The sequence below is a fragment of the Streptomyces sp. NPDC004031 genome, assembly GCF_053604375.1.
Window position 1 is genome coordinate 165042 of record NZ_JBSGHL010000008.1, and the last position, 23182, is coordinate 188223.

At 72.3% G+C, this 23182-nt stretch carries 20 protein-coding genes and 1 pseudogene; 12 read left to right on the forward strand and 9 right to left on the reverse strand.

The window, feature by feature from the left end; genetic code table 11:
* Positions 1-12 precede the first annotated feature (12 nt).
* Positions 13-874: pseudogene (locus tag ACWERV_RS07510) on the reverse strand (IS5 family transposase).
* Positions 875-1054: 180 nt separating this feature from the next.
* Here ACWERV_RS07510 and ACWERV_RS07515 point away from each other — a divergent pair.
* From ACWERV_RS07515 to ACWERV_RS07540, 6 genes are all read left to right on the forward strand, one after another.
* The gene (locus ACWERV_RS07515; RefSeq protein ID WP_452929965.1) at positions 1055-1750 is read left to right on the forward strand and encodes a Crp/Fnr family transcriptional regulator; all 696 of its coding nucleotides are present in this window, start codon (positions 1055-1057) and stop codon (positions 1748-1750) included.
* Between the two features lie 109 nt (positions 1751-1859).
* A complete protein-coding gene (locus tag ACWERV_RS07520; protein ID WP_452929968.1) occupies positions 1860-2705 on the forward strand; it encodes a hypothetical protein in 846 nt (281 codons plus the stop codon).
* A gap of 272 nt (positions 2706-2977) precedes the next feature.
* Positions 2978-4621, forward strand: coding sequence for a hypothetical protein (locus ACWERV_RS07525; RefSeq protein ID WP_452929971.1), 1644 nt, complete (start codon positions 2978-2980; stop codon positions 4619-4621).
* Complete coding sequence (locus ACWERV_RS07530; RefSeq protein WP_452929974.1) at positions 4612-5367, forward strand: hypothetical protein; 756 nt, start codon at positions 4612-4614, stop codon at positions 5365-5367. Before ACWERV_RS07525 ends, ACWERV_RS07530 begins: the two co-directional genes overlap by 10 nt.
* Positions 5364-5654 carry a helix-turn-helix domain-containing protein gene (locus ACWERV_RS07535; protein ID WP_452929976.1) on the forward strand — a complete coding sequence of 97 codons (291 nt, stop codon included), beginning with the start codon at positions 5364-5366 and terminating at the stop codon, positions 5652-5654. Before ACWERV_RS07530 ends, ACWERV_RS07535 begins: the two co-directional genes overlap by 4 nt.
* A 30-nt stretch (positions 5655-5684) precedes the next feature.
* Positions 5685-6803 carry a hypothetical protein gene (locus ACWERV_RS07540; RefSeq protein WP_452929979.1) on the forward strand — a complete coding sequence of 373 codons (1119 nt, stop codon included), beginning with the start codon at positions 5685-5687 and terminating at the stop codon, positions 6801-6803.
* 94 nt (positions 6804-6897) lie between these two features.
* On the opposite strand, the gene ACWERV_RS07545 is transcribed toward ACWERV_RS07540, so the two are convergent.
* Together ACWERV_RS07545 and ACWERV_RS07550 are read right to left on the reverse strand one after the other, a co-directional pair.
* On the reverse strand, positions 6898-9291 hold the full coding sequence (locus tag ACWERV_RS07545) for an FtsX-like permease family protein (RefSeq protein ID WP_452929982.1): 2394 nt from the start codon (positions 9289-9291) through the stop codon (positions 6898-6900).
* A 450-nt stretch (positions 9292-9741) separates the two neighbouring features.
* Complete coding sequence (locus ACWERV_RS07550; RefSeq protein WP_452929984.1) at positions 9742-10428, reverse strand: ABC transporter ATP-binding protein; 687 nt, start codon at positions 10426-10428, stop codon at positions 9742-9744.
* Positions 10429-10562: 134 nt separating this feature from the next.
* Here ACWERV_RS07550 and ACWERV_RS07555 point away from each other — a divergent pair, with 134 nt between their 5' ends.
* Complete coding sequence (locus ACWERV_RS07555; protein ID WP_452929987.1) at positions 10563-11843, forward strand: sensor histidine kinase; 1281 nt, start codon at positions 10563-10565, stop codon at positions 11841-11843.
* On the forward strand, positions 11816-12481 hold the full coding sequence (locus ACWERV_RS07560) for a response regulator (protein ID WP_452929989.1): 666 nt from the start codon (positions 11816-11818) through the stop codon (positions 12479-12481). Before ACWERV_RS07555 ends, ACWERV_RS07560 begins: the two co-directional genes overlap by 28 nt.
* 8 nt (positions 12482-12489) lie before the next feature.
* On the opposite strand, the gene ACWERV_RS07565 is transcribed toward ACWERV_RS07560, so the two are convergent.
* The 4 genes from ACWERV_RS07565 to ACWERV_RS07580 form a co-directional block, all read right to left on the reverse strand.
* On the reverse strand, positions 12490-12822 hold the full coding sequence (locus tag ACWERV_RS07565) for an MmcQ/YjbR family DNA-binding protein (protein ID WP_452929992.1): 333 nt from the start codon (positions 12820-12822) through the stop codon (positions 12490-12492).
* 10 nt (positions 12823-12832) lie between these two features.
* The gene (locus ACWERV_RS07570; protein WP_452929995.1) at positions 12833-13765 is read right to left on the reverse strand and encodes an alpha/beta hydrolase; all 933 of its coding nucleotides are present in this window, start codon (positions 13763-13765) and stop codon (positions 12833-12835) included.
* Between the two features lie 235 nt (positions 13766-14000).
* Complete coding sequence (locus ACWERV_RS07575) at positions 14001-14564, reverse strand: TetR/AcrR family transcriptional regulator (RefSeq protein WP_452929997.1); 564 nt, start codon at positions 14562-14564, stop codon at positions 14001-14003.
* Between the two features lie 40 nt (positions 14565-14604).
* Complete coding sequence (locus ACWERV_RS07580; RefSeq protein ID WP_452930000.1) at positions 14605-16740, reverse strand: hypothetical protein; 2136 nt, start codon at positions 16738-16740, stop codon at positions 14605-14607.
* Positions 16741-16939: 199 nt separating this feature from the next.
* On the opposite strand from ACWERV_RS07580, the gene ACWERV_RS07585 reads away from it, so the two are divergent.
* On the forward strand, positions 16940-17410 hold the full coding sequence (locus ACWERV_RS07585; RefSeq protein WP_452930003.1) for a hemerythrin domain-containing protein: 471 nt from the start codon (positions 16940-16942) through the stop codon (positions 17408-17410).
* A gap of 40 nt (positions 17411-17450) precedes the next feature.
* Here ACWERV_RS07585 and ACWERV_RS07590 read toward each other — a convergent pair whose 3' ends face one another.
* Together ACWERV_RS07590 and ACWERV_RS07595 are read right to left on the reverse strand one after the other, a co-directional pair.
* Positions 17451-17801: a hypothetical protein gene (locus ACWERV_RS07590; RefSeq protein ID WP_452930006.1), complete on the reverse strand. Its 351-nt coding sequence runs from the start codon at positions 17799-17801 to the stop codon at positions 17451-17453.
* 136 nt (positions 17802-17937) lie between these two features.
* Positions 17938-18804: a haloalkane dehalogenase gene (locus ACWERV_RS07595; RefSeq protein ID WP_452930009.1), complete on the reverse strand. Its 867-nt coding sequence runs from the start codon at positions 18802-18804 to the stop codon at positions 17938-17940.
* A gap of 107 nt (positions 18805-18911) precedes the next feature.
* Between ACWERV_RS07595 and ACWERV_RS07600 the strand changes: the two genes are divergently transcribed.
* The 3 genes from ACWERV_RS07600 to ACWERV_RS07610 all read left to right on the forward strand — a co-directional run.
* Positions 18912-19376 (forward strand): MarR family winged helix-turn-helix transcriptional regulator, encoded by a 465-nt coding sequence (locus ACWERV_RS07600; protein WP_452930012.1) that lies wholly within the window; start codon positions 18912-18914, stop codon positions 19374-19376.
* A 70-nt stretch (positions 19377-19446) separates the two neighbouring features.
* The gene (locus ACWERV_RS07605; RefSeq protein ID WP_452930015.1) at positions 19447-20193 is read left to right on the forward strand and encodes a hypothetical protein; all 747 of its coding nucleotides are present in this window, start codon (positions 19447-19449) and stop codon (positions 20191-20193) included.
* Positions 20194-20407: 214 nt separating this feature from the next.
* The coding region (locus tag ACWERV_RS07610) for a choice-of-anchor D domain-containing protein (RefSeq protein WP_452930018.1) at positions 20408-23182 on the forward strand (2775 nt) is incomplete at its 3' end.

Sequence of the window (23182 nt, forward strand, 5' to 3'; positions counted from 1 at the left end):
CTCCGCCCAGGTTCAGCTGGAATTTCCTGGGCTGTGGCGAGTAAGCGGACTTCGGTCCGTGCGGGTCACGGGGCGGCCTCGCGTGGGTCGGCGGACCATGATGCCGATCACCGCCCAGCGGATCATGGTCTCCGATCGGGCCGGGCTGGTCTCGTAGTCCCTGGCCAGGCGCCCGATGGGCGGTGAGCCACGAAAAGGTGCGCTCCACCGCCCAACGCTTCGGCTGGAGCTGAAAGCCGCGCTGGCCAGGATCTTTGCGGACGATCTCCAGTTCGCGTCCGAGCGTCTCGGCGGCCCAGTCCACCAGGCGGCCGGCGAAGCCCTGGTCGGCCCAGACCTTCTGGACTTTGGGGCGGTCGAGGCGGGTCCACAGCAGCGGATGCCTGGCGCCGTCGCGGTCCTGGACGTTCGCCGCGTCAACGTGAACGGCCAGCAACAGCCCGAGAGTGTCAGTGACAATGAATCGCTTGCAGCCCTTCACCTTCTTGCCCGCGTCGAAGCCCCTGGTGGAAGCCGGGGCGGTGTCGGCCGTGCGAACCGACTGCGAGTCGATGAGCCCAGCGCTCGGTTCGATGTCGCGGCCGTCGGCTTCACGGAGCTGGTCCCGCAGGGCATCGTGGATTCGCCCGACGGCGCCGTCGTCATGCCACCACGAGAGGTACCAATACACCGTGGGCCACGGCGCGAAGTCCTTCGGCAACTGCCGCCAGGAGCACCCGGTCCGGACTACATAGAAGATCGCGTCCACGATCCGACGCAGCGGGTGCTTCTCGCGCTGCCCACCCTTCGGCCCCACCCGCGCGGGCGGCAGCAACGGCTCGACCAGCGCCCACTGTTCATCCGGCAGGTCCGACGGATAGCCCCCACCAGTCACGCCAAGCCCAACGATCAGCGAGCGCCCGGGGTACGGAAGATCTCAAACGCGGTCCGAGACGAAGGGACATTTTACCCGGTCGCATCAGAAAGATCTTTGAAATATGGAAAATAAAGCCCCAGTTGCCTAGCCTCCGGCACGCTTAGATCAGGGAATCCCATAAGGGAAAGGATCGCTCGCGTGTTGTCCAACGAGGTGTGGGCAGATCTGGCTGCACAAGGCCAAGAAAGAACATACTCACGCGGAGAGCAAATGCTGTCCGAGAGCGACAAGAGACACCACGTTCTTGTCGTCAAGGCCGGACTGGCAAAAGTCTTCCGCCGTCACGAAGACGGATCAATAACCTGGCTGGCCTTTCGAGGCCCGAAAGAACTCCTGGGCGAGCAGGCAGTTTCCTTCAATGTTCCCCGCAGTGCAGACGTCGAGGCGGTACTGCCCTGCACGGCCACGCTCCTGGATGCCGATTCGTTCAATCGCTTCGTGACTAGAGCTGGCTTGGAAAGCTACCTGTGGCGCCTGACCGCGATGCGCCAACGCGAATCGGACGAGCATCGCACGGAATCAACCCTACCGACCGAGGTACGACTGGCTCGCACGATACTCCGTCTGCTCAAGATCTCGTCGCTCAACGGAATCGCTCTGCCTGGCGGCCTTTGCAAGCTACCACAACTCTCCCAGGAAGTGCTGGCTGAGCCGGTCGGGGTTTGCAGGCAATCAGTCAGCAGAGTCCTTGCGAAATGGCGTGACCGTGGGGTCATCAGCACCGGGTACAGAACCATCATCATCCCCGAAATAAGCGTCCTGCGGGGTTACGCGTATCCGCTTTCACCTTGCTTGCCGCGCGTCGCAGAGCAGGTCCCGCGGAAATCACGCTGACTGTCTCACACACGACAGAGATCTTCCTGCTCGGTCCGCATGCTCGTCGTCAGGGCCGGCCCCGTCCTCGGAGGCCGGCCGACCCGACCATGTGGCCCCAGGAGGTCTCATGTCCGAACCGCTGTCTCCTCCCCTGCCCATCCCGTGGAACGGCAGTAGCCGGATGCCCAGCTACCGGGCCGTCTTCGCCATCGACGCCAAGGGCTTCACCGAACTGCCGGCGATTCTGCACAAGCCTGTGAGTCAACTATTGCTCCGCCTGGTGGACCAGGCTCTTGACGAAGCTGGGCTCAGCGCCCTCAAGATCGCCAAATCGTTCCTGGCCAACACCGGGGACGGCTTGGTGTTCGGCTTCCCGCCCGAGTTGCTCCCGCCCGTCATCTGGCCCTTTCTGACAGTGTTGGACTCCGTACTGAACCGGCACAACGCCGGGTCAGGGCGCCCCGCCATCCGGCTCCGAGCCAGCCTGAACGTCGGTCCTTTGCCAGATCGAGGCGACACCGGGGACGGAAATGGAACCGCACGCAACGACACGCACCGACTGCTCGACTCCCGCCCGGTTAAAGATCTGCTCGCCGCAGCCCACGAACGGGCGACTCATCTTGCGGTCATTCTCTCGCAACGCGTGTACGAAGATGCTGTCCTCGGCGGCTACAGCGGACTGAGGCCCGAGCGGTTCATGGAAGTGACCGCAACCGTTCCTGGCAAGCGGTTCGCCCAGCAGGCGTGGCTGTTCGTCCCGTCTCCTTCCGGCGGCCTTCTTCGCGATGGCAGCTCCCTGGCCGGGCCTGACGTACCGCCCACCGCGCCGCAGTCGGCTCCGCCATCTCCGGGCGAAAGCCGGACGATCCGACAGTACGTGGGCAACGGGATCGCTCACCAAGGAACTGTCCACGGTGGTATCCGATTCACAGCAGATCCCAACGTCCGATCTCTTCCGAGGGGGGTCAGGTGATCCATGCTGATCAGCGTGTGGGCCAAGGCTCGGCGGTTCTCGGGCCAGTCGCGGGAAACGTCTGCAACCACTTCCACGGGGGGAGCGCTGGGACCGTCAGCCACGGTGGAGCCGGCACAGTCATCGGCGGTCCGCTTTCTCCTGCGGTTATCGCCAGTGCCCGACGAGGGTTCGTACCTCCCGACTGGTTCGCGGACGAAGTACGCCACCTGGCGGCCGACGCCGTGGTTCTACTCAGGGGCCGGCCGGGAACCGGTCGGCGCACCGCCGCGGTGAACTTGCTTGTCACCAGTCAGGCCGCGGCTTCCGGGATCCATGTGCTCGATGAGGACAGCGACTTCGCACGATGGCAACCGGAAGCCACCCAGCCACACGCATATCTGGTCTGGGGCGACCTCAACGGATGCGTGTCCAAGGCCGGGTCCATGGCCGCCATAGCCGCCCGGCTGCGTAGCGCAAATTCTGCCCTGGTGGTCGTCATGCGACATGATCGCGGAGGATCCGCGATGCAGGGGAGACCGGAAATCCGTCTCGTGCGGCACGAGCCGCCTGCAGCGGAGCGGATCTTCCTGACGCGGCTGGGGTCGGTAATTCCGGACGAGGGCCAACAGCATCAATTGCTCCTTGAGTTGTCCGATCTGCTTCCTCGCCACGCGAGTCCCCAGGACGCGGTCGACCTTGTGGAGGCAGTCGAGCAGAGCACCGGACTCGATCGCGCCAAGCAGGCCCGGGAGCTGGCGACACGGCGTTCCCATGCCGACGCCGCCTCTCTGTTGGCAGACGTGCGCAGTTGCCCACGTGCGTGGGGAGCGCTGGTTTCGGCCTGTGTCTACCAGGGGCTCGATCTGACCACCGTCGAAACGCAGGCCGATCGGCTGGTAGCGCGTATGAAGCCCGATGCATCTCCTACGGAGAGGGCGCCAGCCTCGTTCCTCGACCAGCTGTCGGCGGTCGGGGTCAACACCGATAGCACTGGAAGCATCGTCCAGCCCACAAGTTTCCTGCGCTCCGAAGCTGTTCTGTCTCAGCTCGCGGCTGAACCGGACACGTTCACCGAGGCCCTGACCGGGTGGCTGGTGACCGCTGGACGAAAGCCTGAGCTGATATCCCGAGCGGGCCGTGCACTCGCGCTGATCGTGCAGCCGCAATACCGCGGTCGCGGGCTTCACCACCTCGAACGGTACGCAGCGTCAAATCACGCCACAAGCAGGAGAGTCGCAGCGACAGCCCTCAGACATCTGGCTGCAGACCCGGTGTCGGGCCCGCCGTGGGTGAACGCTATGAGCAACTGGGCAGCCACTGAATCCCGCTGGCTCCGATGCTCTGTGGCACTTGCCTGTACGCCGGACGACTACGCGGTCCCGGCTGAAACGGCGATGCCGGTGCTGCAACGTGTCGCCAGAAGCTTAGGCACAGATCCAGACCCCCACGTGAAACGAGTTCTGTACTTCGCGGTGTCCCGACTCTTCTGCGCAGGCGACTCACGCACCGTCCTCGGTGCACTTGCAGATTGGTCTGGAGAAGGCCGGGCCGAACGGTTGGTCCCCGCGCAGTTGCTCGGACGTCTGATCAGCGACAACCTCCCCTGGTTCGAGACCCACCTGCTCGATCAGACCACGCTCGACCTGTGCGCCCGGCTCGTCGGTGGGGCCCTGCGAAACCGAGCACCAAGTGACGGGCTGCTGACACCGCTGCTGGCGTGGAGCTGGTGCGCCCGATGGGACCCAAAACCCGGTCGTCCTCTCAATGTCCTGCTACGTGCCCTCGCACGAGATCCCCACCCCAGGGTTCAGCGCTTCGTATCCGTCGTCACCCGGCATGGCGGCCGCAGCCCCGCGCCGACCGGCCCCTCCGAGGCGGGTGGCCCGACCGTAGACCGTGCTCATCGTCGCCAAGGAGAAGGCTCATGGCTCTGATCCCGTGGAACAGCGTCTTCGACGTGATCGAACTCCGCATGGCCGACCCCGCTCTCATCGGGTACGTGCGTCTCATGGTGCCCGCGGACAGCGGCCCCGTTCCCATGTCGCCTCATGAACTCCGCGAGGTTGTCGCAGCCGCAGCGGGCGCGGCGCCCCTGCGGGACGTCGTCTGGCGCGAGGCCATCCGCGCTGCACGGACCGACTCCACACCTGAGAGGATCTGGCGATTGCTCGTCGTCTGGCTTGCCCTCCCCAAGGTCCGGCGCGCTGCCTTCCAAGCCAGCCGACGGCTCCGCGCGGACTGCCGAGAGATGGAGGCGGAGCTCCTGGTAGGGCTGCTCGAAGCACTCGAGTCGGCTGATCCGGACCACTCCGATGGTGGCAACCTGCTGATCAAGTACGCCATCGGCAGGATGTGGAGGGCCGCGCGGCAAGGCATTCGAGAGGTGCCACACGCAGACGTGGATCGTGTCGTATCAGCCAGGCGCGCGGCGGCCGACGATGCCATCGATCAGCCGCTCGTCGAAGCCGACTGGCTTCTGAGCATCACTCCTCCGGAACGGCCGGATGGTCTTGCTGCGGAGCTGCGGTTCGTGGTCGACCCCGCGCAAGTCGAAGGTGAACGGCTCGGTGCACTCGCCGAACGACTCAGTCTCCGGGACATCGTGTATAGGGCTCGACGCCCCGTCGTGGGCCCTCGGATCGGAACGTTGGCTCTGCTCTCTGCGGGTGAGGTGCGATGACGCCCCGTGCCAGGAACGCCGCCCTCACATTCTCGGAAGCCTTCGACCTCCCGTTGGCGATCGATCTAGTCACCGCCGCCAGGGCGTTCGGAATCTGCCCCACAACCGCGTACAAGCTGATCCACCTCGACGCCTTTCCGTGCCAGGTCTTGCAGGTGGGGCGCCAGTACCGGATCCCGACCGCATCCCTTCTGCGTGCGCTCGGAATCGAGGAACGACCGGTATATGCAGTCGACCTGGAATCGGGTGCCGACTTCGAGGCCACGTACTCAACCTCATGCGCGTGACTCTGCACACCTCAATGCCCAAGGAGAGACATGACTGTTCTGACCGAGGTCGCCGACGCCCCCCTGCCCGAACAGCCGACCGGCGACCAGCGCTGCTTCGTCATCGGCCCGCTCGGCGACCCGCATGCAGCAATGGGAAGCCCCGAGCGTCGGGCTTACGAAGAATCACTTGAGGTTTACGCCCATGTGATCAGCGCCGCGTGCCACAACGTCGGCATCACCGCCGTGCGTGCCGACGAGATCCCGAGCGCGGGCGAGATCGCGGGACAGATCCTGCGCCACCTCGTCACGGACGAGATCGTCATCGCGGACATCAGCGGGTTCAATCCGAACGTCATGCACGAGCTGGGGTATCGCCACGCCACCCGCAAGTTCACCGTCCAGATCGCAGAGACGGGACAGTTGCCTTTCAACGTCGCAGGCATCCGGACGGTTCGCTTCACCCGTGCTCCCATGGCCCTGATCAAGGCGCGGCAGGAGTTGGAAGGAATCCTGCTGGCGGGGTTGAAAGATGGATTCGGCTCTTCGGCGGTGCCCGGACCGCACTCGCAACCGATCGAGTTGCTCGTGCCACAGCAGCCGACGCCGGAGACAGGTGAAGACAGCCTCGGTCCCCTCGACAAGGTCGCTCTGGCCGAAGAGCAGTTGGACGCCATGCGGGAGGACATGGAGGAGATCTCCGACCTTCTTCAAGCCATCACCGACGTTTCGAATGCCTACGCGCCCAAGATCGAGCGCGCAGCCCAATCCGCCGCCCCCGTGCGCGACCGCATGGCTGTCTTCGCTCGCTACTCCCAGGCAATCGGTCCCACAATGGACCGCCTGGAAGAAGCGACGGGGAACTTCGACAAGCGCATGGTCACCCTGGACGCCGGTATGCAGGTCGCTCTGGCTCAGATCGAGGCGACTGCTCCCGAGGACCGCGACGACGAGTCCCTGCTGTTCCTGGACCAGCTCATCGAACTCGCTGTCGTCGGTAGGGACAGCATGGCGAGTTTCACCACCATGGGGACCATCGCAGAGAACGTCTTCTCGATGACTCGCATCCTGCGCGGTCCAGCCAAGAAGATCTCGTCTGCGGTAAAGCACCTCGAGTCCGCGGTCGGTCTGACCGAAATGTGGGCGCAGAAGGCCCGCGCATTGCGCTGAGTCCTGAGCACGGCACAGCAGCGGCGGCCCGGACTCCGGTTCGGGCCGCCGTCCTGCCACGGATGCACGTCCTGGACTCGTGCGAGATTTACCACTAAAGCGACCTACGGGTGCGGGACAGGTGGTGGAGGACCGGGGCCGTGGTCGCTGTGATCGCGGCTGTCGCGCAGGCTGTGGTCGCGAGGGTCAGCTCCTGCCAGGGGAGGGTCAGGGGGGCGGGGGTGGCGAGGCGGGTCAGGGCCGCGTGGAGGGTCGCGAGGTGGAGGCCTGCGGCGAGGAGGCCCAGGGCGGCGCCGACCGCGACGGGGAGGAGGGACTCGGCCGCGGTCAGACGCAGGAGCTGGAGGCGGGTCGCGCCCGAGCGGCGCAGCAGGGTCAGCTCGCGGGCGCAGGCCGCGGTGGACACCGCCTGGGCGGTCGCGAGGGCGAGGACGGCGTAGAGCAGGGCGATGCCCAGGGTCAGCGCGAGGCCGAGGCGGGTGGTCGCGGTGGTGTGCGGGGCCGTCGCACGGACCCACGCCGGGCCGGTACGGACGTCCGCGCCGGGCACCGCGTGGCGCAGCTGCGCCGAGACCGCCGCCGGGGACGCGCCCGGGGCCAGGCGGATACGGACCAGGGCGGGGGCCGCGCCCGGCGGGGCGTTGTGCGCGGTGACGTAGACGCCGTTGTCGCCCGTGCCCTGCGCCAGGACCGCGGCGATCCGCAGCCGCCGCCTGGTGCCGTCGGCGAGCCATACGGTCACGGTCTCGCCGACCGTGTGCCGCTGCCACTCGGTGGTGACGACGATCGAGCCGTCGTCCAGACCGGCGAGGCTGCCCGCGACGACCGGCAGCCGTACGGTGCCCGGCAGCGTCGCCGGGTCCACCGCCCAGCCCTGCGAGCGGATCAGCGCGACGCCGTCTTCGAGGGTGGTGATCCGCGTGCCGGTCACGGCGGAGGCCGTCCGCACGCCGGGGGTCGTGCGGACGCGGGACAGTTCGGCGGGGGCCAGGCCGCCCGCCGCCGTGAGGACGAGATCGGCGGTCGTGGCGCGGGCGATCTCCGCGGACTTCGCAGCGTTCACCGTCGCCACCGCGCCGGGCAGCGCGCCCGCGAGGGCGACCACCGCCACGACGGGCGCCGCCACCGCGGCCGTACGGCGGGCCGCCGCGGCCGCCTGCGCCCGTACGAGCCGGCCGCGCGCGCCCAGCAGCCGCAGCAACGGCCGTACCAGCGCGGGCGACAAGGCCGCCGCCGCGGCCACCAGCAGCATCGGACGCGCCACGTACGACTTGCGGTGCAGCAGGTCGCCGGGGTCGGTGGCCAGGGAGTACGCGGCCAGGCCGAGAGCCGTCAGCAGCAGCGCGCCCCCCACGAGGGCGCGGCCCCGGGTCAGGGCACGGACCTGCGCGTCCGCCTCCCGCAGCGCCTCCGCCGGGTCGGTGCGGCCCGCACGCCAGGACGCGGCCGCGCTGCCGACGAGAGCGGCGGCGACCGTGGTGGCCGCCGCGACGGGGTACGGCCACAGGTGGCCGCCGTCCGCCGTGAACCACGCCGGGGCGAGGCCGCTGCCGGCCATCCAGCGGGCCAGCACGCCCGCGCCGTACGCCCCGCCGAGCGCGCAGCCCGTCGCGGCGGCCGGGATCGCGAGCAGCAGCTGCTCGGTGAGGACGCGGCGGCGCAACCGGCCCGCGGTCGCGCCCGCGAGCCGCAGCAGGCCGAACTCCCGGCGGCGCGCCGCCACCGCGAGGGCCGACACGGACGACACGGCGAAGACCACGACGAAGCCCGTGACGCCGGTGGCTGTGCCGAGGACGACCTCCACGCCGGTCAGGGCGGTACGGTCCGCTGCCGCGTCCGGGTCGGCGGCGCTTTTGGCTCCGCCGGTGAGCACGGTCGCGCCGGGCGCGCTCGCCTCGACCACGCGGCGGACCGCCGCCGGGTCGGCGTCCACGGCCACCTGGCTTACGGGTGGGGCGAGTTGGGCGGCGCGGGCGTCCGTGAAGAACAGGGCGCGCTCGAAGGGGTGGGCGGCCTCGACGGTGCCGACGACGTGCAACGTGCCGAGGGCGGTGCGGAGGGTGGCGCCGGGCTCGGCCCACCTCCCGCTCGACGCCACCTCGTCCGGGGCGCGCGGGGCCCGGCCCCGGGTGAGGCGGTAGCCGCCGAGCGGGGCGACCGACCACGGGTGGCCGGTGGTGGCGCCTGTCGCTGTTCGTACGGCGAAGGAACGGTCCTCGGTCACGCGGCCGATGTCCGCGAGCGCGCGGAGAAGGGCCGGGGGCAGGGGGCGGGGTTCGGGGAGGGGGGCGGTGCGGGTGCCGTGGGGGGTGGGGACGTGGAGGGTCGCGTCACCCGTGACCACGGTTTTCGCGTGGGCGAATCGGTGGGGGGTGGTGGTCGGGGGGCCGGTGAGGGCGGTGGCGAGGGCTTGGAGGAGGGCGCAGATGAGGGTGGCGGCGGTGAGGAGGGCCACGAGGGTGGCCCAGCGGGTTCGGGATGAGGTCATGAGGGGGTGCCGTTCTGGGTCTCGCGCTTGCCGCGCGGGGGCTGAGTTCTTCGTCTGCCGGTTCGGTGGGGGGTGCTCGCGCAGTTCCTCGCGCCCCTGGTTGTCACCCGGCGGGGCATCGCGCCCCCTGCCGGGGGCTGGGTCAGGGGCCGCCACGGGGCACCTCCTCGGAATGCGCCTTCGCCCTCACCCGTGTCGGTGAGCCACCGACAGCGCATTCCTGCGGGGGCACCCCGCACCGTCCCCCTCCAGGCCGGTTCAGCGGCTGCCTGCCGGTGGGGGCAGATGCGTGCGGGCTCGGGTGCGTGGGAGAGCAACCCGTTTTTCGGGGCCGCGGGTGCGTGGGAGAGCACCCGTTTCTCAGGGGCGCGGGGAACTGCGCGAGCAACCCACCGCCGGGGGAAGATCGCGGCGCCTGCCGCAACAAGCACCCCCCGGGGCGTCGGGAGGTCAGGGCTGGGCGGCCTGGGTTGTTCGGCCCGCCGCCAAGGCGATCGTGTGGGTCACGTAAGGGGCCGCGGTCGTCGGGGAGTGGGTGATCATCACTACCGTGCGGCCCGCCAGGGCGATGTCGCGGAGGAGGGTGAGGACGTGTTCCGCGGCGGTCGCGTCGAGCGCGGCCGTGGGTTCGTCGGCGAAGAGGACGGCGGGGCGGGTGACGAACGCGCGGGCGAGGGCGACGCGTTGTTGCTGGCCGCCGGAGAGGTGGGCGGGGTGGTGGTGGGCGCGGTCGGCGAGGCCGACGGCGGTGAGGGCGTCGTGGACGGCGCCGGGGGCGGGGCGGCGGCCCGCGAGGCGGAGGGGGAGGGCGACGTTCTGAGCGGCGGTGAGTCCGGGGAGCAGGTTGTAGGCCTGGAAGACGAAGCCGATGTGTTCGCGGCGCAGCCGCGTGAGGCGGGCGTCGCGGAGCCGCGTGAGGTCGGTGCCGTCGAGCACGACGCGTCCGGTGGTGGGGCGTTCGAGGCCGGCCGCGCAGTGCAGGAGGGTGGTCTTGCCGGAGCCGGAGGGGCCGGTGACGGCGGTGAAGGTGCCGCGGGCGAAGCGCAGGGACACCTTGTCGAGGGCCGTCACCGTACCGCCGGCGGCGGCCGGGTAGGTGCGGGTGACCTCGTGGAGGGTGAGGACGTCGTCGTTCATGCCGCAAAGCCAACTCGGTGCGGGGCGTGCGGACATCACGGCTGGGGTGAGTTTTGGGGGTATGCCTGGCACTACCGGGGAGGTGGGGCCTGCCCGGTCGCGGGGTGCGGGGGCGCGCTCCTACGGTGGGCGGCATGCGTGACCGTACTGTGTGGCAGGCCCTGGCCAGGGGGCGTTTCCTGGTGTCGGCGTGGCCGTGGCGGGCGGCGGCGTACCTGGCGGCGGGGGTGCCCGCGGGGGCGCTGACGCTGGTGGTGCTGGCGCTGCTGCTGGCTGTCGGCGGGGCGTTGTCGCTCGTGCTGGTGGGCCTGCCGGTGCTGGTGCTCGCGGCGTTCGCGGGGATCCCGGTGGGGGCGGTGGAGCGGCGCCGGCTGCGGCTGGTGGACGCGCGTCCGGCGCCTTCGCCGCACCGGGCGCCTCCCGCGTCGGGACCGGGGAGTTGGGCGTTGGCGCGGGCGCGGGAGGGCGCGACGTGGCGCGAACTCGGGTACGCCGCGCTGTTCGCGCTGGTGCTGTGGCCGCTGGACGCGCTCGTGCTGACCGGCGCGGTGCTCGTCCCGGGCGCGCTGCTGGCGGCGCCGGTGATGCTGGCGGTGAACGGGGGCACGTCGACGAAGGTGCTCAAGTCGTGGACGGTGGAGGGCTGGCCGCCCGCCGTGGGGGTGGCGCTGCTCGGTGTGCTGGGCCTGGCGGCGGGCGGCTACGTGCTGGGTGCGGCGGCGGGGGTGCGGGCGGCGGCGGCCCGCGCGCTGCTCGTACCGGCGGACGCGGGGGCCCGTATCTCCGAACTGACCCGCTCCCGGGTGCGGTTGGTGGACGCCTTCGAGGCGGAACGGCGGCGGATCGAGCGCGATCTGCACGACGGGGCCCAGCAGCGGCTGGTCGCCCTGACGATGACGCTGGGCCTCGCGCGGCTGGACGCGCCGCCGGGGCCGCTGGCCGAGCAGTTGGCGCAGGCCCACGAGCAGGCGGGCGCCGCGCTGGCGGAGTTGCGGGAGCTGATCCACGGCATCCACCCGCGGGTGCTCGCCGACTACGGTCTGGCGGCGGCTCTCACGGACGCCGCCGACCGCTCCCCCGTGCCCGTGGACGTGGCGCTCGATCTGGACGTACGGCTGCCGCCCGCGGTCGAGGCGGCGGCGTACTACGCGGTGTGCGAGGCGCTCGTGAACGTCGCCCGGCACAGTGGCGCGGGCCGCGCGGAACTCACCGGCGGCTGGGCGCGCGGCCTGCTCACCCTCCGGGTGGACGACGACGGGCGCGGCGGGGCCGACCCGGAGCGCGGCAGCGGGCTGGCGGGGCTCGCCGACCGGGTCGCGGTGGTGTCCGGCACACTGGCTCTGACCAGCCCGCCCGGCGGTCCGACCCGACTGCGAGTGGAGATCCCGTGCCGACCGTCCCGACCGGCGGACTGACCGTCGTCGTCGCCGAGGACAGCGTTCTGCTGCGGGACGGCCTGACGGGCCTGCTCACCCGGTTCGGCCACCGGGTGGCGGCGGCCGTCGGCGACGCCCCCGCGCTCGTCGGGGCGGTCGCAGCGCACCGCCCCGACATCGTGCTCACGGACGTGCGGATGCCGCCCGGCTTGCAGGACGAGGGCCTGCGCGCGGCGGTCGCGCTGCGCGCCCAGCACCCGGGCCTGCCCGTGCTGGTGCTCAGCCAGTACGTCCAGCGCGCCTACGCCGTCGATCTGCTGGACTCCGGCGACGGCGGCGGCGTCGGCTACCTACTCAAGGACCGGATCGGCCAGGTCGAGGAGTTCGTGGCGGCCGTCGAGGACGTCGCGGCGGGCGGCACGGTCGTCGACCCCGAGGTCGTACGGCAGTTGCTGCGGCGCCGCCGTGATCCGCTGGAACGCCTCACCCCGCGCGAGCGGGAAGTCCTCGCCCTCATCGCGCAGGGCCACTCCAACCGGGCCGTCGCACGCGAACTCGTCGTCTCCGAGGCGGCGGTGGGCAAGCACATCGGCAGCATCCTGACGAAGCTGGACCTGCCGGTGACGGACGACACCCATCGCAGGGTGCTCGCGGTACTCGCCTTCCTGCGGGCCTAGGGCATGTCCTAGTCCGGCGGCTCGGCGTCCGGTGGGGCCGCCTGACGCCAGGAGTCGAGCAGGATGTCGTGCAGTTCGGCGCGGTCGTCGAGGGCGGCGAGCCGGGCCCGTACCCACGAGGAGTGCGCCTCGTGCGCCGGCACCCAGAACTTGCGCGGCTCGGAGGCGATCAGCTCCGCGCGTTCGGCGCGCGGGCAGCGCACCGCGAAGGACGTCCCGTCGTCCGGCACGGTGACGAACATCCGCCCCGCGACGTGGAAGGTCGGGATGTTCCACAGCTCCTTCTCGGAGGCGAGCGGGAAGGAGAGCGCGATACGGCGGACGTCTTCGGGACCGAGCATTCTCCGCATGCTAACCGGCGGGCCGGTGGCGCGGGACGAGCGCGCGCAGGTCGGCGAAGAAGCGGTCGTGGGCCGCGGCGGCGGCCGGGTCGACCAGGTCCATGCCCTGGATGAAGCCGTGCTCCAGGCCCGGTTCGCACCGGTGGCGTACGGACACGCCCGCTGCGGTGAGGCGTCGGGCGTACGCGTCGCCCTCGTCGCGCAGCGCGTCGTGCTCGGCGGTCACGATCAGGGCGGGCGGCAGCCCGGAGACGTCGGCGGCGTGCAGCGGGCTCGCGGCGGACCGCAGCGCCGGGTCGGGGACGTACGCGGACGCGAAGTACGCGAGCGCGTCGCTGTCCAGCCCGTGGCCGGTGCCCTTCTCGGTGACCGAGGGCAGGGCCAGGGTCAGGTCGGTGTTCGGGCACACCAGCGCCTGGAGGCCGGGCAGCGGCCCGCCCTCGTCCCGCAGCGCCAGGCACGCGGCGGCCGCGAGGAAACCGCCCGCGCTGTCCCCCGCCACGGCGGCGGGCCGCGCCCAGCGCAGCACGGCGAGCGCGTCGTCGAGCGCGGCGGGGTGCGGGTGTTCGGGCGCGAGCCGGTAGTCGACGGCGAGCACGTCCACCGCGCAAGCGCGGGCGATACGGCGGCACGTGCGGTCGTGGGTGTCGAGGTCGCAGAAGACGAAGCCGCCGCCGTGGAGGTAGACGAGCAGCGGGACGCCGTCGCGGGTGGGGGCGTTGGCATCCGGCGCCGAACCGGTCCCGGGGGCGGCGGTGTCGGGGGCCGCGCCCGCCGCGCCTGCCGCGTCCGGCGCCTCCGCCGTGCAGCGGTAGAGGCGCAGCCGCAGGCCGTCCGGCCCCACCAGGTCGCGGACGGCGGGCAGTTCGGGCCCGCGCGGGCGGGTCGCGGCGCGGTCGCGGGCCCCGCGGCGGAGCTGCTCATGGAAGTCGGGGGGCAGCAACGCGTTCAGCGCTCCTCGGTCGTACGGCCCGGGTCGCGGGCATCGCGCCCGGGTACGGCGGGACGGGCCAGGCCGCGGGCAGCGCGCCTGAACGCTGCCGGACCACCCGGATCGCGTACCTCGCGCCCGGGGGCGGCAGCGCGCCCGGGGCCGGGCACGTCGGCGTGCGCCCTCGCGTCGTACCGGCCCCGTACGGACGTGGTGGCGGCGTGCGCTTCCGCCCCGTAGCGCGCCCTCACGCGCGCAGTCCCGTCAGCACGGCCCGTACCAGGCGGTGGACGGCGGCCTTCGTCGGGAGGGCGCGGGCCGCGGTGGTGGCGGCCAGGCAGTAGCGGGCCAGCTCCTCCGCCGGGATGTCGTCGCGCACCTCGCCCGCGAGGGCCGCCTCGGCGACGAGGCCCGTGAGGAAGTCGGCGAGCTGTTGCTCGGCCCCGGCAGTGTGCCCGGCGCGGTGCAGGGCGGCGGAGGGGTCGTGCGGCGGGTGCTCGTACTGGATGTGCGCGTAGGCCTCCAGGACGGCGGCGAGCCGGGCGGCGGCGTCCGGTGCGGCGCCGCCCGCCGCGGTGAGCTGCGCGAGGTGGGCGGCGGCCTGCCGTTCGTGCCAGGCGGCGAGGATCGCCTCGACGTCCGGGAAGTACTTGTAGAGCGTGGCCCGGCCGATCCCGGTGCGCTCGGCGATCAGCGACATCGTCACTCCGGTGACGCCGCGCTCGGCGACCAGCGCGGCCGTGGTGTCGAGCGTCGCGTCCCGGACCGCACTGCGGTGCGCCTCGATCGTCTCGTTCCACAGTTTCGGCACGTCGGCAGTGTAGGCGTCCGGTCGGGCGGGGCCCCGGGCGTCAGGGCAGGTCGATGTCGTGGCCGCCCGCCGCCGTGATCAGCCACCGCAGCGCGTCGCCTCCGCCGTACGGGTGGCCGTCGGTGGTGAAGCGCACGCGGCCGCCGTGCCGCGGGACGTCCCACCAACGCCAGCCGCGGGCTTCGGCGCCGCCGCGCGGGTCGAAGAAGTGGAGCCAGTCCAGCAGCCGCCAGGGCGCGGTGACGTCCGCCGCGCGCTGTTCGCGGCCGAGCACACGCCACCACGCACGCCGCTGCTCGGCCGTGCCCTTGTCCGCGGGGGGAGCGCAGCGCTCGGTGAACCAGTCGGGGAGCAGGTCCGGCCAGGCGTCGTCCGCGGGCCACCGGGCGGGCGGCCCGGCGGTGTGCGGGAGGACGGCCAGCAGGACGTCGCGGATGCGGGCGACGACGTCCGCCGCGTCCGGCGCGCGGAAGGTGGCCTCGACGAGGAGCAGCGGGCTGCGCGCGCCGTCGGGCAGGCCGTGCCGGACGCGCAGGAGTTCGGTCAAGGGGGCGGTGGGCGCGAGGAGTTCGTGCAGGATCTGGCGCTGCCCGTGGTGCAGCCGGGTGGCGGTCTCCGCCAGTTCCAGCAGTTCGGCGGCCTGTTCGGGTGTGGGCTCCAGCGGGACGTGCGGCCCGCCGCGCCGGTGCCAGGTCAGGGGCCGGGCCTGCTGGACGACCCGCACCGCGGCGTCGGCGGCGCTGCGGGCGACCCCGGGGTCGGCGCCCGCGGCGGCCCGCAGCAGCGCGGTCAACCGCCGTACGGGGTCGCGTGCGTCGAGCAGCCGCAGCCCGGCCCGGCGGACGGCCACCCGCGAGGTGTCGGCGAGCAGCGACTCCCCGAGCCCGGGTGGGAGTTGGCCGGTACGGGTGGCGAGCGCGGCAGCGGCCTCGCGGACCACCGAGGCGTAGCGGTCGTGCAGCAGGGGCACGACGTCGCCGACGGGCACGGCGTCCATCGTCCGCACACCGCGCAGGGCCGCGGCCCGCACCCGGTACTGGGGGTGCGCGAGCAGTGCCGCGAGCCGGTCGGCGTCCTCCTTGCGCCCGCACTCGGCGAGCCCGGCGATGGCGCCCGCGGCGGCGGTACCGCTCGCGCGCGAGCCCGGCGGGTCCTCCCCCGGCGGGCGGCCCTGCGCGGGCACCTCCGCCGCCAGTTCGGCGACCGCGGCGCGGTACCACGCCGGGGCGTCCGTACCCGTGCGGCGGGCGGCGTCGCGGGCCGTGGCGCGGACCAGCGACGAGGGGTCGGCGAGGTGGCGCGCGGCCTCCTCCGGGTGGCCCGCGCGGACCATGCCGGTGAGGGCGAAGGCACGGACGTCCCGGTCGACGGTGGCGGTCAACCGGCGCAGCACGTCGAGGCGTTCGGACCAGACCGCCTCGCGGGCGGCGGCGTGCGCGGCGGGCACGCGGCAGCGCCGCTCGGGGTCCTCCGTCGCGAGCGCGGTCAGCCGCTGGAGCGGCAGCCGTCCCGTGGCGACGGCGGTGCGCACGGCGAACGCGCGCACCCGCGGATCCGGTGCGGACATCAGCCCGTCCAGCGCCGCGGCCCCGTGCGCGGCGGTGAGCGCGGATACGGCCTGCTGCCGGACGAAGTCCCCGCGTTCGCGCCGGGCCAGCAGTTCGGCGAGGGGCACGAGGAGCGGCGCGTAGCGCTGCGGATCGGCGTGCAGCAGCACGGCGAGCGCGCCGCGCGCCCGGTCGCGCACCGGGCCGGCCCAGTCGGCGGTGCGCAGGGCCAGGAAGACCGCGAGGGCGGGCGGCACCTGCGGTTCGGCGAGCCGCGCCACGATGCGGCGGACGGCCGCTTCCCTCGTGCGGCCGTTCCGGTCGCAGGAGGCGAGGGCGATCGTGAGCGGACCGGCGTCGTACGCGAGGGGGTTGTGCTCCCTGCTGTACGTGCCGCCGCCCGGGGCGGGACCGCTGCGCAGTGCGCGGTCGAGGAAGAGCACGGCCCGTGGTGTGCCGGCGAAGGCCCGCAGCCCGTGCTCGGCGAGCCCGGCCGCCTCCAGCCCCCGTACGGCGTCCGCGAGCCGCGTCCCCGCGTCGGGCCCGCGCTGCGCGGCCCGCGTGACGGCGTGGTCGAACGCCACGCGGACGTCGTAGGTCTCGGCGGCGGAGGGCGGCGTGGTGGGCATGCCCCCATCGTGCCGCGGCCCGGCCGCCGCCACCTGCCGTTTTCGCGGCGCCCCCGCGCACCGGCCGTCCCTTGCGCGCCGGTGCGGCAGGCGCGGTACGGTGGCGGGAGCGTCGCGTGCCGGTGGCAGACCGTGCCAGGCATGGAGGCGCCGGACCGAAGGAGCCCGGCGATGCTCTCGTCGCACCCTTCGCTTGCGCGTGACTGAGCGCGAGACGACCAGGCTCGTCGCCTGGAGCCACGAACTGCGCGGTGTGCACGGCCGGTTGCGGGAGGCGCTGGCCGTGACCCGCGCGTCGCTCGCCGAGGGCACTCCCGGCGCGGCCGCCACCCGCGAACTGCTGCTGTACTGCCATGGATTCTGCGCCGCCCTCGACGGCCACCACCGGGGCGAGGACCGCACGCTCTTCCCGGCCGTGGCGGAGGCGCACCCCGAACTCCGCCCGGTGCTGCGCGCGTTGGAACAGGACCACACGGTGATCGCCCAGCTGCTCGGCAGCCTCCGCGCCGCCGCCGACCGTTCCGCCCCACCGGCTGAGCTGTCCCGCCACCTCGACGGCGTCGCCGCGATCATGGAGAGCCACTTCCGTTACGAGGAGCGGCAGTTGCTCACGGTGCTGGAGGCGCTCGACCTGCCGGCCGACCCCGCCGAGGTGCTGGGTCCCCTGTGACGGGGCCGCGGGGCCGACGCCCCGCGGCGCAGCGCCGGTTTCAGCTGAAGACGACCGAGCGGAGCTTGAGCCGGTCGCTCGCGCGGCCTCCCGGGCGAAGGCTGTAGTAGTCGCCGTCGCAGTCCGGGCCGGTGAACATCGTGACGGTGCTGCCGGTGAAGTTCTGCGGGGCGAAGGCCGGTTCGGTGGTGGCGGGGTCGGCCACCTCGGGCAGTGTGAGGCAGACGCGGCTGTCGGGGTCGAGCAGCACGCCCGCGGCACGGTTGCCGAAGTCGTCGTACGTGTAGCGGAATTCGCCCTGGGCGGCGTGCGCCGCGGACGTCGGCAGCGCGACGGCCAGGGCGAGGGAGGCGGCAGCGGCGGCGGCGGCCTGGCGCATACGAATCGACATGCGACACCTTCTGTGGTGAAACGGTGGATATCAGCGCACACACCATAGAAGCCGCACCGGTTGGCGAAACGTTCCCTTCGGGCGCCGCGCCGCGGACGCGTACCGGGATCCGGCCCGTCCGCCGCACGCGCGGCCCTCAGCCCAGCCCTTCCTTCGCCGCCCACGCCGTGACCGCCGACGCGATCTCCGCCGGGCGGTCCTCCGCCGCGTGGTGGCCCGCCTCGCCGCACGGGACCGTGGTCAGGGCGGCGATGTTGGCCGCGCACCAGGCCGCCGTCCGCTCGGTGACCGCGAGGGTCGGGGAGCCGGTGAAGGTCAGCAGCAGCTTGGGGACGTCGTGGGAGGAGGCGAGCCAGGGGCCGTAGGCGGCGATGCGGGCGACGGTGTCCGCGGGCTCGCCGTCGATGGGCATCTGCCGGGCCCAGGCCAGCAGGGGGCGCCGGTCGGCCTCGGCCGGGTAGGGGGCGAGGAAGAGGTCGAGCTCGGGCTCGGTGAGGGGGGTCAGGACGCCGCGGGTGAGCGCGGTGCGGACGAGCTGGTTGTCGCCCGCGACCATGGCCTCGCCGACGCCCGGGGTGCGCAGCGTGCGGGTGCGCTCGACGGCCTGCGGGGTGAGGTCCGCGCTCGTGAGGGGGCGCGGGAAGGTCTCGAAGAAGGCGATGCCCGCGACGCGTTCGGGGTGCCGGGCGGCCCGGTCGAAGGCGAGGACGCCGCCCCAGTCGTGGCCGACGAGCACGACCTTCTCCAGGCCGAGCGCGTCGAACCAGGCGTCGAGGTAGCGGGCGTGGTCGGCGAGGGAGTACGGGATGTCGGGCTTGCCGGAGCCGCCCATGCCGATGAGGTCGGGGGTGAGGACGCGGTGCCCGGCGAGGCCGGGGACGACCTTGCGCCAGGAGTGCGCGTTGCCGGGGTTGCCGTGCAGCAGGACGTAGGGGATGCCGGGCGCGGTGGGGTCGGACTCCGCGTAGTGCAGGGTCGAGTCGAGGACGGTGACGGTGGGCATGTGGCGCCTTCCCGGGGTCGGAGCGAACCGTTGGTGCGGCGAACGTTTATGACACGAACGAACGTACATCGTTAGTCCGCCTAACGCAACGGCGTACACTTCCTCCCATGACCGAGGCCACCCCTGACGACCGCCGCACCCCCACCCGGCTGCGGACGCTGCCCAGCCGGCTGCTCGGCCTCGCCGGGATGTGGAGCGACCGCCGGGTCGCCGACGGGCTCGCGGCGATCGGCGCGCACAAGTGGCACTACGCGGTGCTCGCCGCCCTCCACGAGTACGGCCCCGCGAGCCAGGCGCAGCTCAGCGACCGCTCGGGCATCCACCGCTCCGACATGGTCGCCGCGATCAACGAACTCGCCGCCGAGGAGTACGTGGCCCGCGCCCCCGACCCCTCCGACCGGCGCCGCAACGTCATCACGCTCACCCCGCGCGGCCGCCGCCGCCTCGCCCGCATCGACACCCTGCTGACCGACCTCCAGGACGACGTCCTCGCCCCCCTGACCCCCGCCGAACGCACCGAACTGACCCGCCTGCTCGCCCTGCTGGTCGCCCACCACGACGACGCGATGTGACCTGGGCGGAAGCGGAATCGCGGCGTACGGTCGTGGCGAGGACTCCGCAGGGGGTGGGGAGGGAGCGGGCGTGATATCGGAACCGGAGCTGACGGGCGGGGTGGAGGGCGAGCCGGCCGAGGTCATCGGGGGTGGGGAGGACGCGCCGCGGTCGGGGGCGGCGGGGCGGCGGGTGTGGGTGTGGGGGGTGTGCGGGGCGCTGGTGGCGTCCGCGCTGTGGGGGGTGGGGATACGGGTGTGGCAGGCGCGGCACGACGGGCGGCCGGATCTGCACGGTTACGCGCTCGGGGAGAGCCCCTGCACGGGCGGGACGATGCAGCCGCTGCTCACGGCGCTGGGGGCGACGGAGAGCGCGGTCGTCACGCCCACGGACGCGCATCTGGGCAAGGCGGTGGACACCGCGCGCTGCACGATGGAGCTGTACGCGCCGGACGGCTCCGGGGGTGTGGATCTCTTCCAGCTCGCGGTCACCGTCGATCTGCACAAGCGCACCGATCCGCGCGGGGAGTTCGAGGACCTGGCGGGCGTCGACCCGCGGACGCTCGCGCCCGGAAGGGACGTGCACCGGGTGCCCGGACTCGGCGACGAGGCGGTGGCGCAGGCGCTGGACGCCAGCGAGGAGATACAGGTCCTGCACGGCGGCGCGGTGTTCACCCTGACGCTCACCGGGTACGCGGGCGGGGCGGTCTCGGAGGACACGCGCGGCGCGCTGCACGGCGGGCCGCGGACGGCCGCCTCGGACGTCGGGCAGTTCGAGCCCGCGCTCGTCGGGGCGATGCGCAATGTCATGAAAGGCCAGCAGAAGTCCGCTCGTTGACCCGTAGCGGCGGAATCCTCCCTTCCGGAGCCCCGCCGTGGGACCGTCCTGCCCTCGTCCGAGTCAGCGCAGAATCTTGCGCAAGAAAGTTACTTTCTATCAATGCTGAGCACGGATATTGCGGTGCGGTATCCGCGACATTACGGTGCCCCTTGCGTCGACGCTCCATCCCCCACCGGTGCAGATCGGGATCTGTGCCCGAAAGGAGCACCTGATGTTCCGCATGTCCCCCCTCCCCCCACGTCGCAGAAGGCAGGGCCCGCCGGGCGGCGGCAGCGCGGGCGGCCCGCGGCTGCGCCGGGCGGTCGCGGTCGCCGGCAGCACCGCACTGCTGACCAGCGGCGGGCTGCTCGCCCTCGGCAGCGCGCCCGCCTACGCCGCCGGCGCGACCGGCGGCAGCGGTGCGAGCCTGCCCTACGTCGAGGTCCAGGCGGAGAGTTCCGCCACCAACGGCACGGTGATCGGCCCCAGTTGGGCCGCGGGCCAGCTCGCGGACGAGGCCTCGTACCGCAAGGCCGTGACGCTCTCGGGCAGCGGCAAGTACGTCACCTTCACCACGCCGGTCGCGACCAACTCGATCGACTTCCGCTACAGCATCCCGGACACCTCGGGCGGCTCCGTCTACACCGCGCCGCTCTCCTTCGCGATCAACGGTGCCGCGCAGCCGGACTTCACCCTCACCAACGCCTACAGCTGGTACTACGGCAGCTACCCGTTCACCAACTCGCCGGGCAGCAATCCTCACCACTTCTACGACGAGGTCCACCGGCTGCTGCCGCAGACGTACCAGGCGGGTACGACCTTCACCCTCCAGGTGCCCTCCGGCGGCACCGCGACGACGATCGACTTCGCGGACTTCGAGCAGGTCGGCGCCGCGCTCGCGCAGCCGTCCGGCTCGGTGTCGGTGACGAGCAAGGGCGCGGACGCGACGGGCGCCGCGGACTCCACCGCGGCCTTCAACGCGGCCATCGCGGCAGCCGGTTCGGGCGGCACGGTGTGGATCCCGCCGGGCACCTTCAAGATCCCCGGGCACATCATCGTCAACAACGTGACGGTGGCCGGCGCGGGCATGTGGTACTCGACGGTGACGGGCGCCGCGCCCGGCTTCTACGGCGGCTACCAGCCCAACCCGAGCGCCAACGTCCACCTCAAGGACTTCGCGATCTTCGGCGACGTCCAGGAGCGCAACGACGGCGACCAGGTCAACGGCATCGGCGGCGCGCTCAGCAACTCCACCGTCGACCGGGTGTGGATCGACCACATGAAGGTCGGCGCCTGGATGGACGGGCCGATGGACAAGCTGACCTTCAGCGCCATGCGGATCCGGGACACCACCGCGGACGGCATCAACTTCCACGGTGGCGTGACCAATTCGACGGTCACCAACAGCGACATCCGCAACACCGGTGACGACGGCATCGCCACCTGGGCGGACTCCGCGCTCGGCGCCGACGCCAACGACACGATCTCCAACAACACCGTCTCGACGCAGATCCTCGCCAACGGCATCGCGATCTACGGCGGCCACGACAACACGGTGAGCGGCAACCTGGTGCAGGACACCGGTCTGGCGCAGGGCGGCGGCATCCACGTCGGCCAGCGCTTCACCTCCACACCGGTCGGCACCACCAACATCACCAACAACACGATCGTGCGGGCCGGCAGCCTCGACCCGAACTGGCAGTTCGGCGTGGGCGCGCTGTGGTTCGACGGCTCGCAGGGCGCCATCACCGGGCCGATCAACGTCAGCAACGCGCTGATCCAGCAGAGCCCGTACGAGGCCGTGCAGTGGGTCGAGGGCACCGTCTCCGGGGTGAACCTCAGCAACGTCACCATCGCCGGCACCGGCACCTTCGCGCTCCAGGAGCAGACCGGCGGCGCCGCGAAGTTCACCAACGTCACCGCGACCGGCGTGGGCGCGTCCAGCCCCGTCTACTCGTGCGAGGGCGGCAACTTCGCCGTCACCGACGGCGGCGGCAACTCCGGCATCTCCGGCACCCCCTTCTGCGGCGGCTTCCCCGCGCCGAACTTCCCGCCCTACCCGGTGACCGGTGTGACGGCGTCCCCGGGCGCCCTCAACTTCGGCTCGGTGGCGACGGGTTCGACCTCGGCCGCGCAGACCGTGACCGTCTCCAACCCGACCGGCTCGGCGGCCTCCGTCAGCGCGCTGTCCGCCTCCGGCGACTTCGCGCAGACCAACACGTGCGGCAGCTCCGTCCCGGCGAACGGCTCGTGCACCGTCAGCGTCACCTTCAAGCCGACGGCGACGGGGACGCGCAGCGGCACCCTCACGGTGACCGCGGGCGGCAACACCAGCACGGTGGCGCTGTCGGGCACCGGCACCGCGCCCGGCCCGGTGCTGAACACCAACCCGGCGAGCCTGTCCTTCCCGGCCACGGTCGTCGGCTCCACCGCGGCCTCCCAGACGGTGACGGTCACCAACTCCGGCACCACCGCGGCGACCGTCTCCTCGGTCGCGGCCACCGGTGACTTCACCCAGACCAACACCTGCTCCTCGCTCGCGGTGGGCGCGTCCTGCACCGTGACGGTCGCCTTCAAGCCCACCACGGGCGGCACCCGCAACGGCACGCTCACGCTCACCGGCAACGCCAACAACAGCCCCACCACGGTGGCGCTGAGCGGCGCGGGCATCGACAGCAGCACCGACATCGCGGCCGGCCGCCCGGCCACCGCCAGCTCCGTCAACGGCACCTTCGCGGCGGGCAACGTCACCGACGCGGACGCCTCCACCTACTGGGAGAGCGCCAACGGCGCCTTCCCGCAGTGGGTGCAGGTCGACCTCGGCCAGGCCACGAGCATCGGCAAGGTCACGCTGAAGCTGCCGCCGTCCACCGCGTGGGCGACCCGCAGCGAGACGCTGTCCGTGCAGGGCTCCACCGACGGTTCGAGCTTCAGCACGCTGTCGGCCTCCGCGGCGCGCACGTTCGACCCGAGCGCGAACAACAACACGGTGGACATCACCTTCCCC

What these genes read in the sequence shown, in the direction of transcription:
- ACWERV_RS07520 (WP_452929968.1), top strand. Translation starts at nt 1,860, where the DNA reads ATGTCCGAACCGCTGTCTCCTCCCCTGCCCATCCCGTGGAACGGCAGT.
- ACWERV_RS07530 (WP_452929974.1), top strand. Translation starts at nt 4,612, where the DNA reads ATGGCTCTGATCCCGTGGAACAGCGTCTTCGACGTGATCGAACTCCGC.
- ACWERV_RS07545 (WP_452929982.1), bottom strand. Translation starts at nt 9,291, where the DNA reads ATGACCTCATCCCGAACCCGCTGGGCCACCCTCGTGGCCCTCCTCACC.
- ACWERV_RS07580 (WP_452930000.1), bottom strand. Translation starts at nt 16,740, where the DNA reads ATGCCCACCACGCCGCCCTCCGCCGCCGAGACCTACGACGTCCGCGTG.
- ACWERV_RS07540 (WP_452929979.1), top strand. Translation starts at nt 5,685, where the DNA reads ATGACTGTTCTGACCGAGGTCGCCGACGCCCCCCTGCCCGAACAGCCG.
- ACWERV_RS07555 (WP_452929987.1), top strand. Translation starts at nt 10,563, where the DNA reads ATGCGTGACCGTACTGTGTGGCAGGCCCTGGCCAGGGGGCGTTTCCTG.
- ACWERV_RS07565 (WP_452929992.1), bottom strand. Translation starts at nt 12,822, where the DNA reads ATGCTCGGTCCCGAAGACGTCCGCCGTATCGCGCTCTCCTTCCCGCTC.
- ACWERV_RS07590 (WP_452930006.1), bottom strand. Translation starts at nt 17,801, where the DNA reads ATGTCGATTCGTATGCGCCAGGCCGCCGCCGCCGCTGCCGCCTCCCTC.
- ACWERV_RS07550 (WP_452929984.1), bottom strand. Translation starts at nt 10,428, where the DNA reads ATGAACGACGACGTCCTCACCCTCCACGAGGTCACCCGCACCTACCCG.
- ACWERV_RS07595 (WP_452930009.1), bottom strand. Translation starts at nt 18,804, where the DNA reads ATGCCCACCGTCACCGTCCTCGACTCGACCCTGCACTACGCGGAGTCC.
- ACWERV_RS07535 (WP_452929976.1), top strand. Translation starts at nt 5,364, where the DNA reads ATGACGCCCCGTGCCAGGAACGCCGCCCTCACATTCTCGGAAGCCTTC.
- ACWERV_RS07600 (WP_452930012.1), top strand. Translation starts at nt 18,912, where the DNA reads ATGACCGAGGCCACCCCTGACGACCGCCGCACCCCCACCCGGCTGCGG.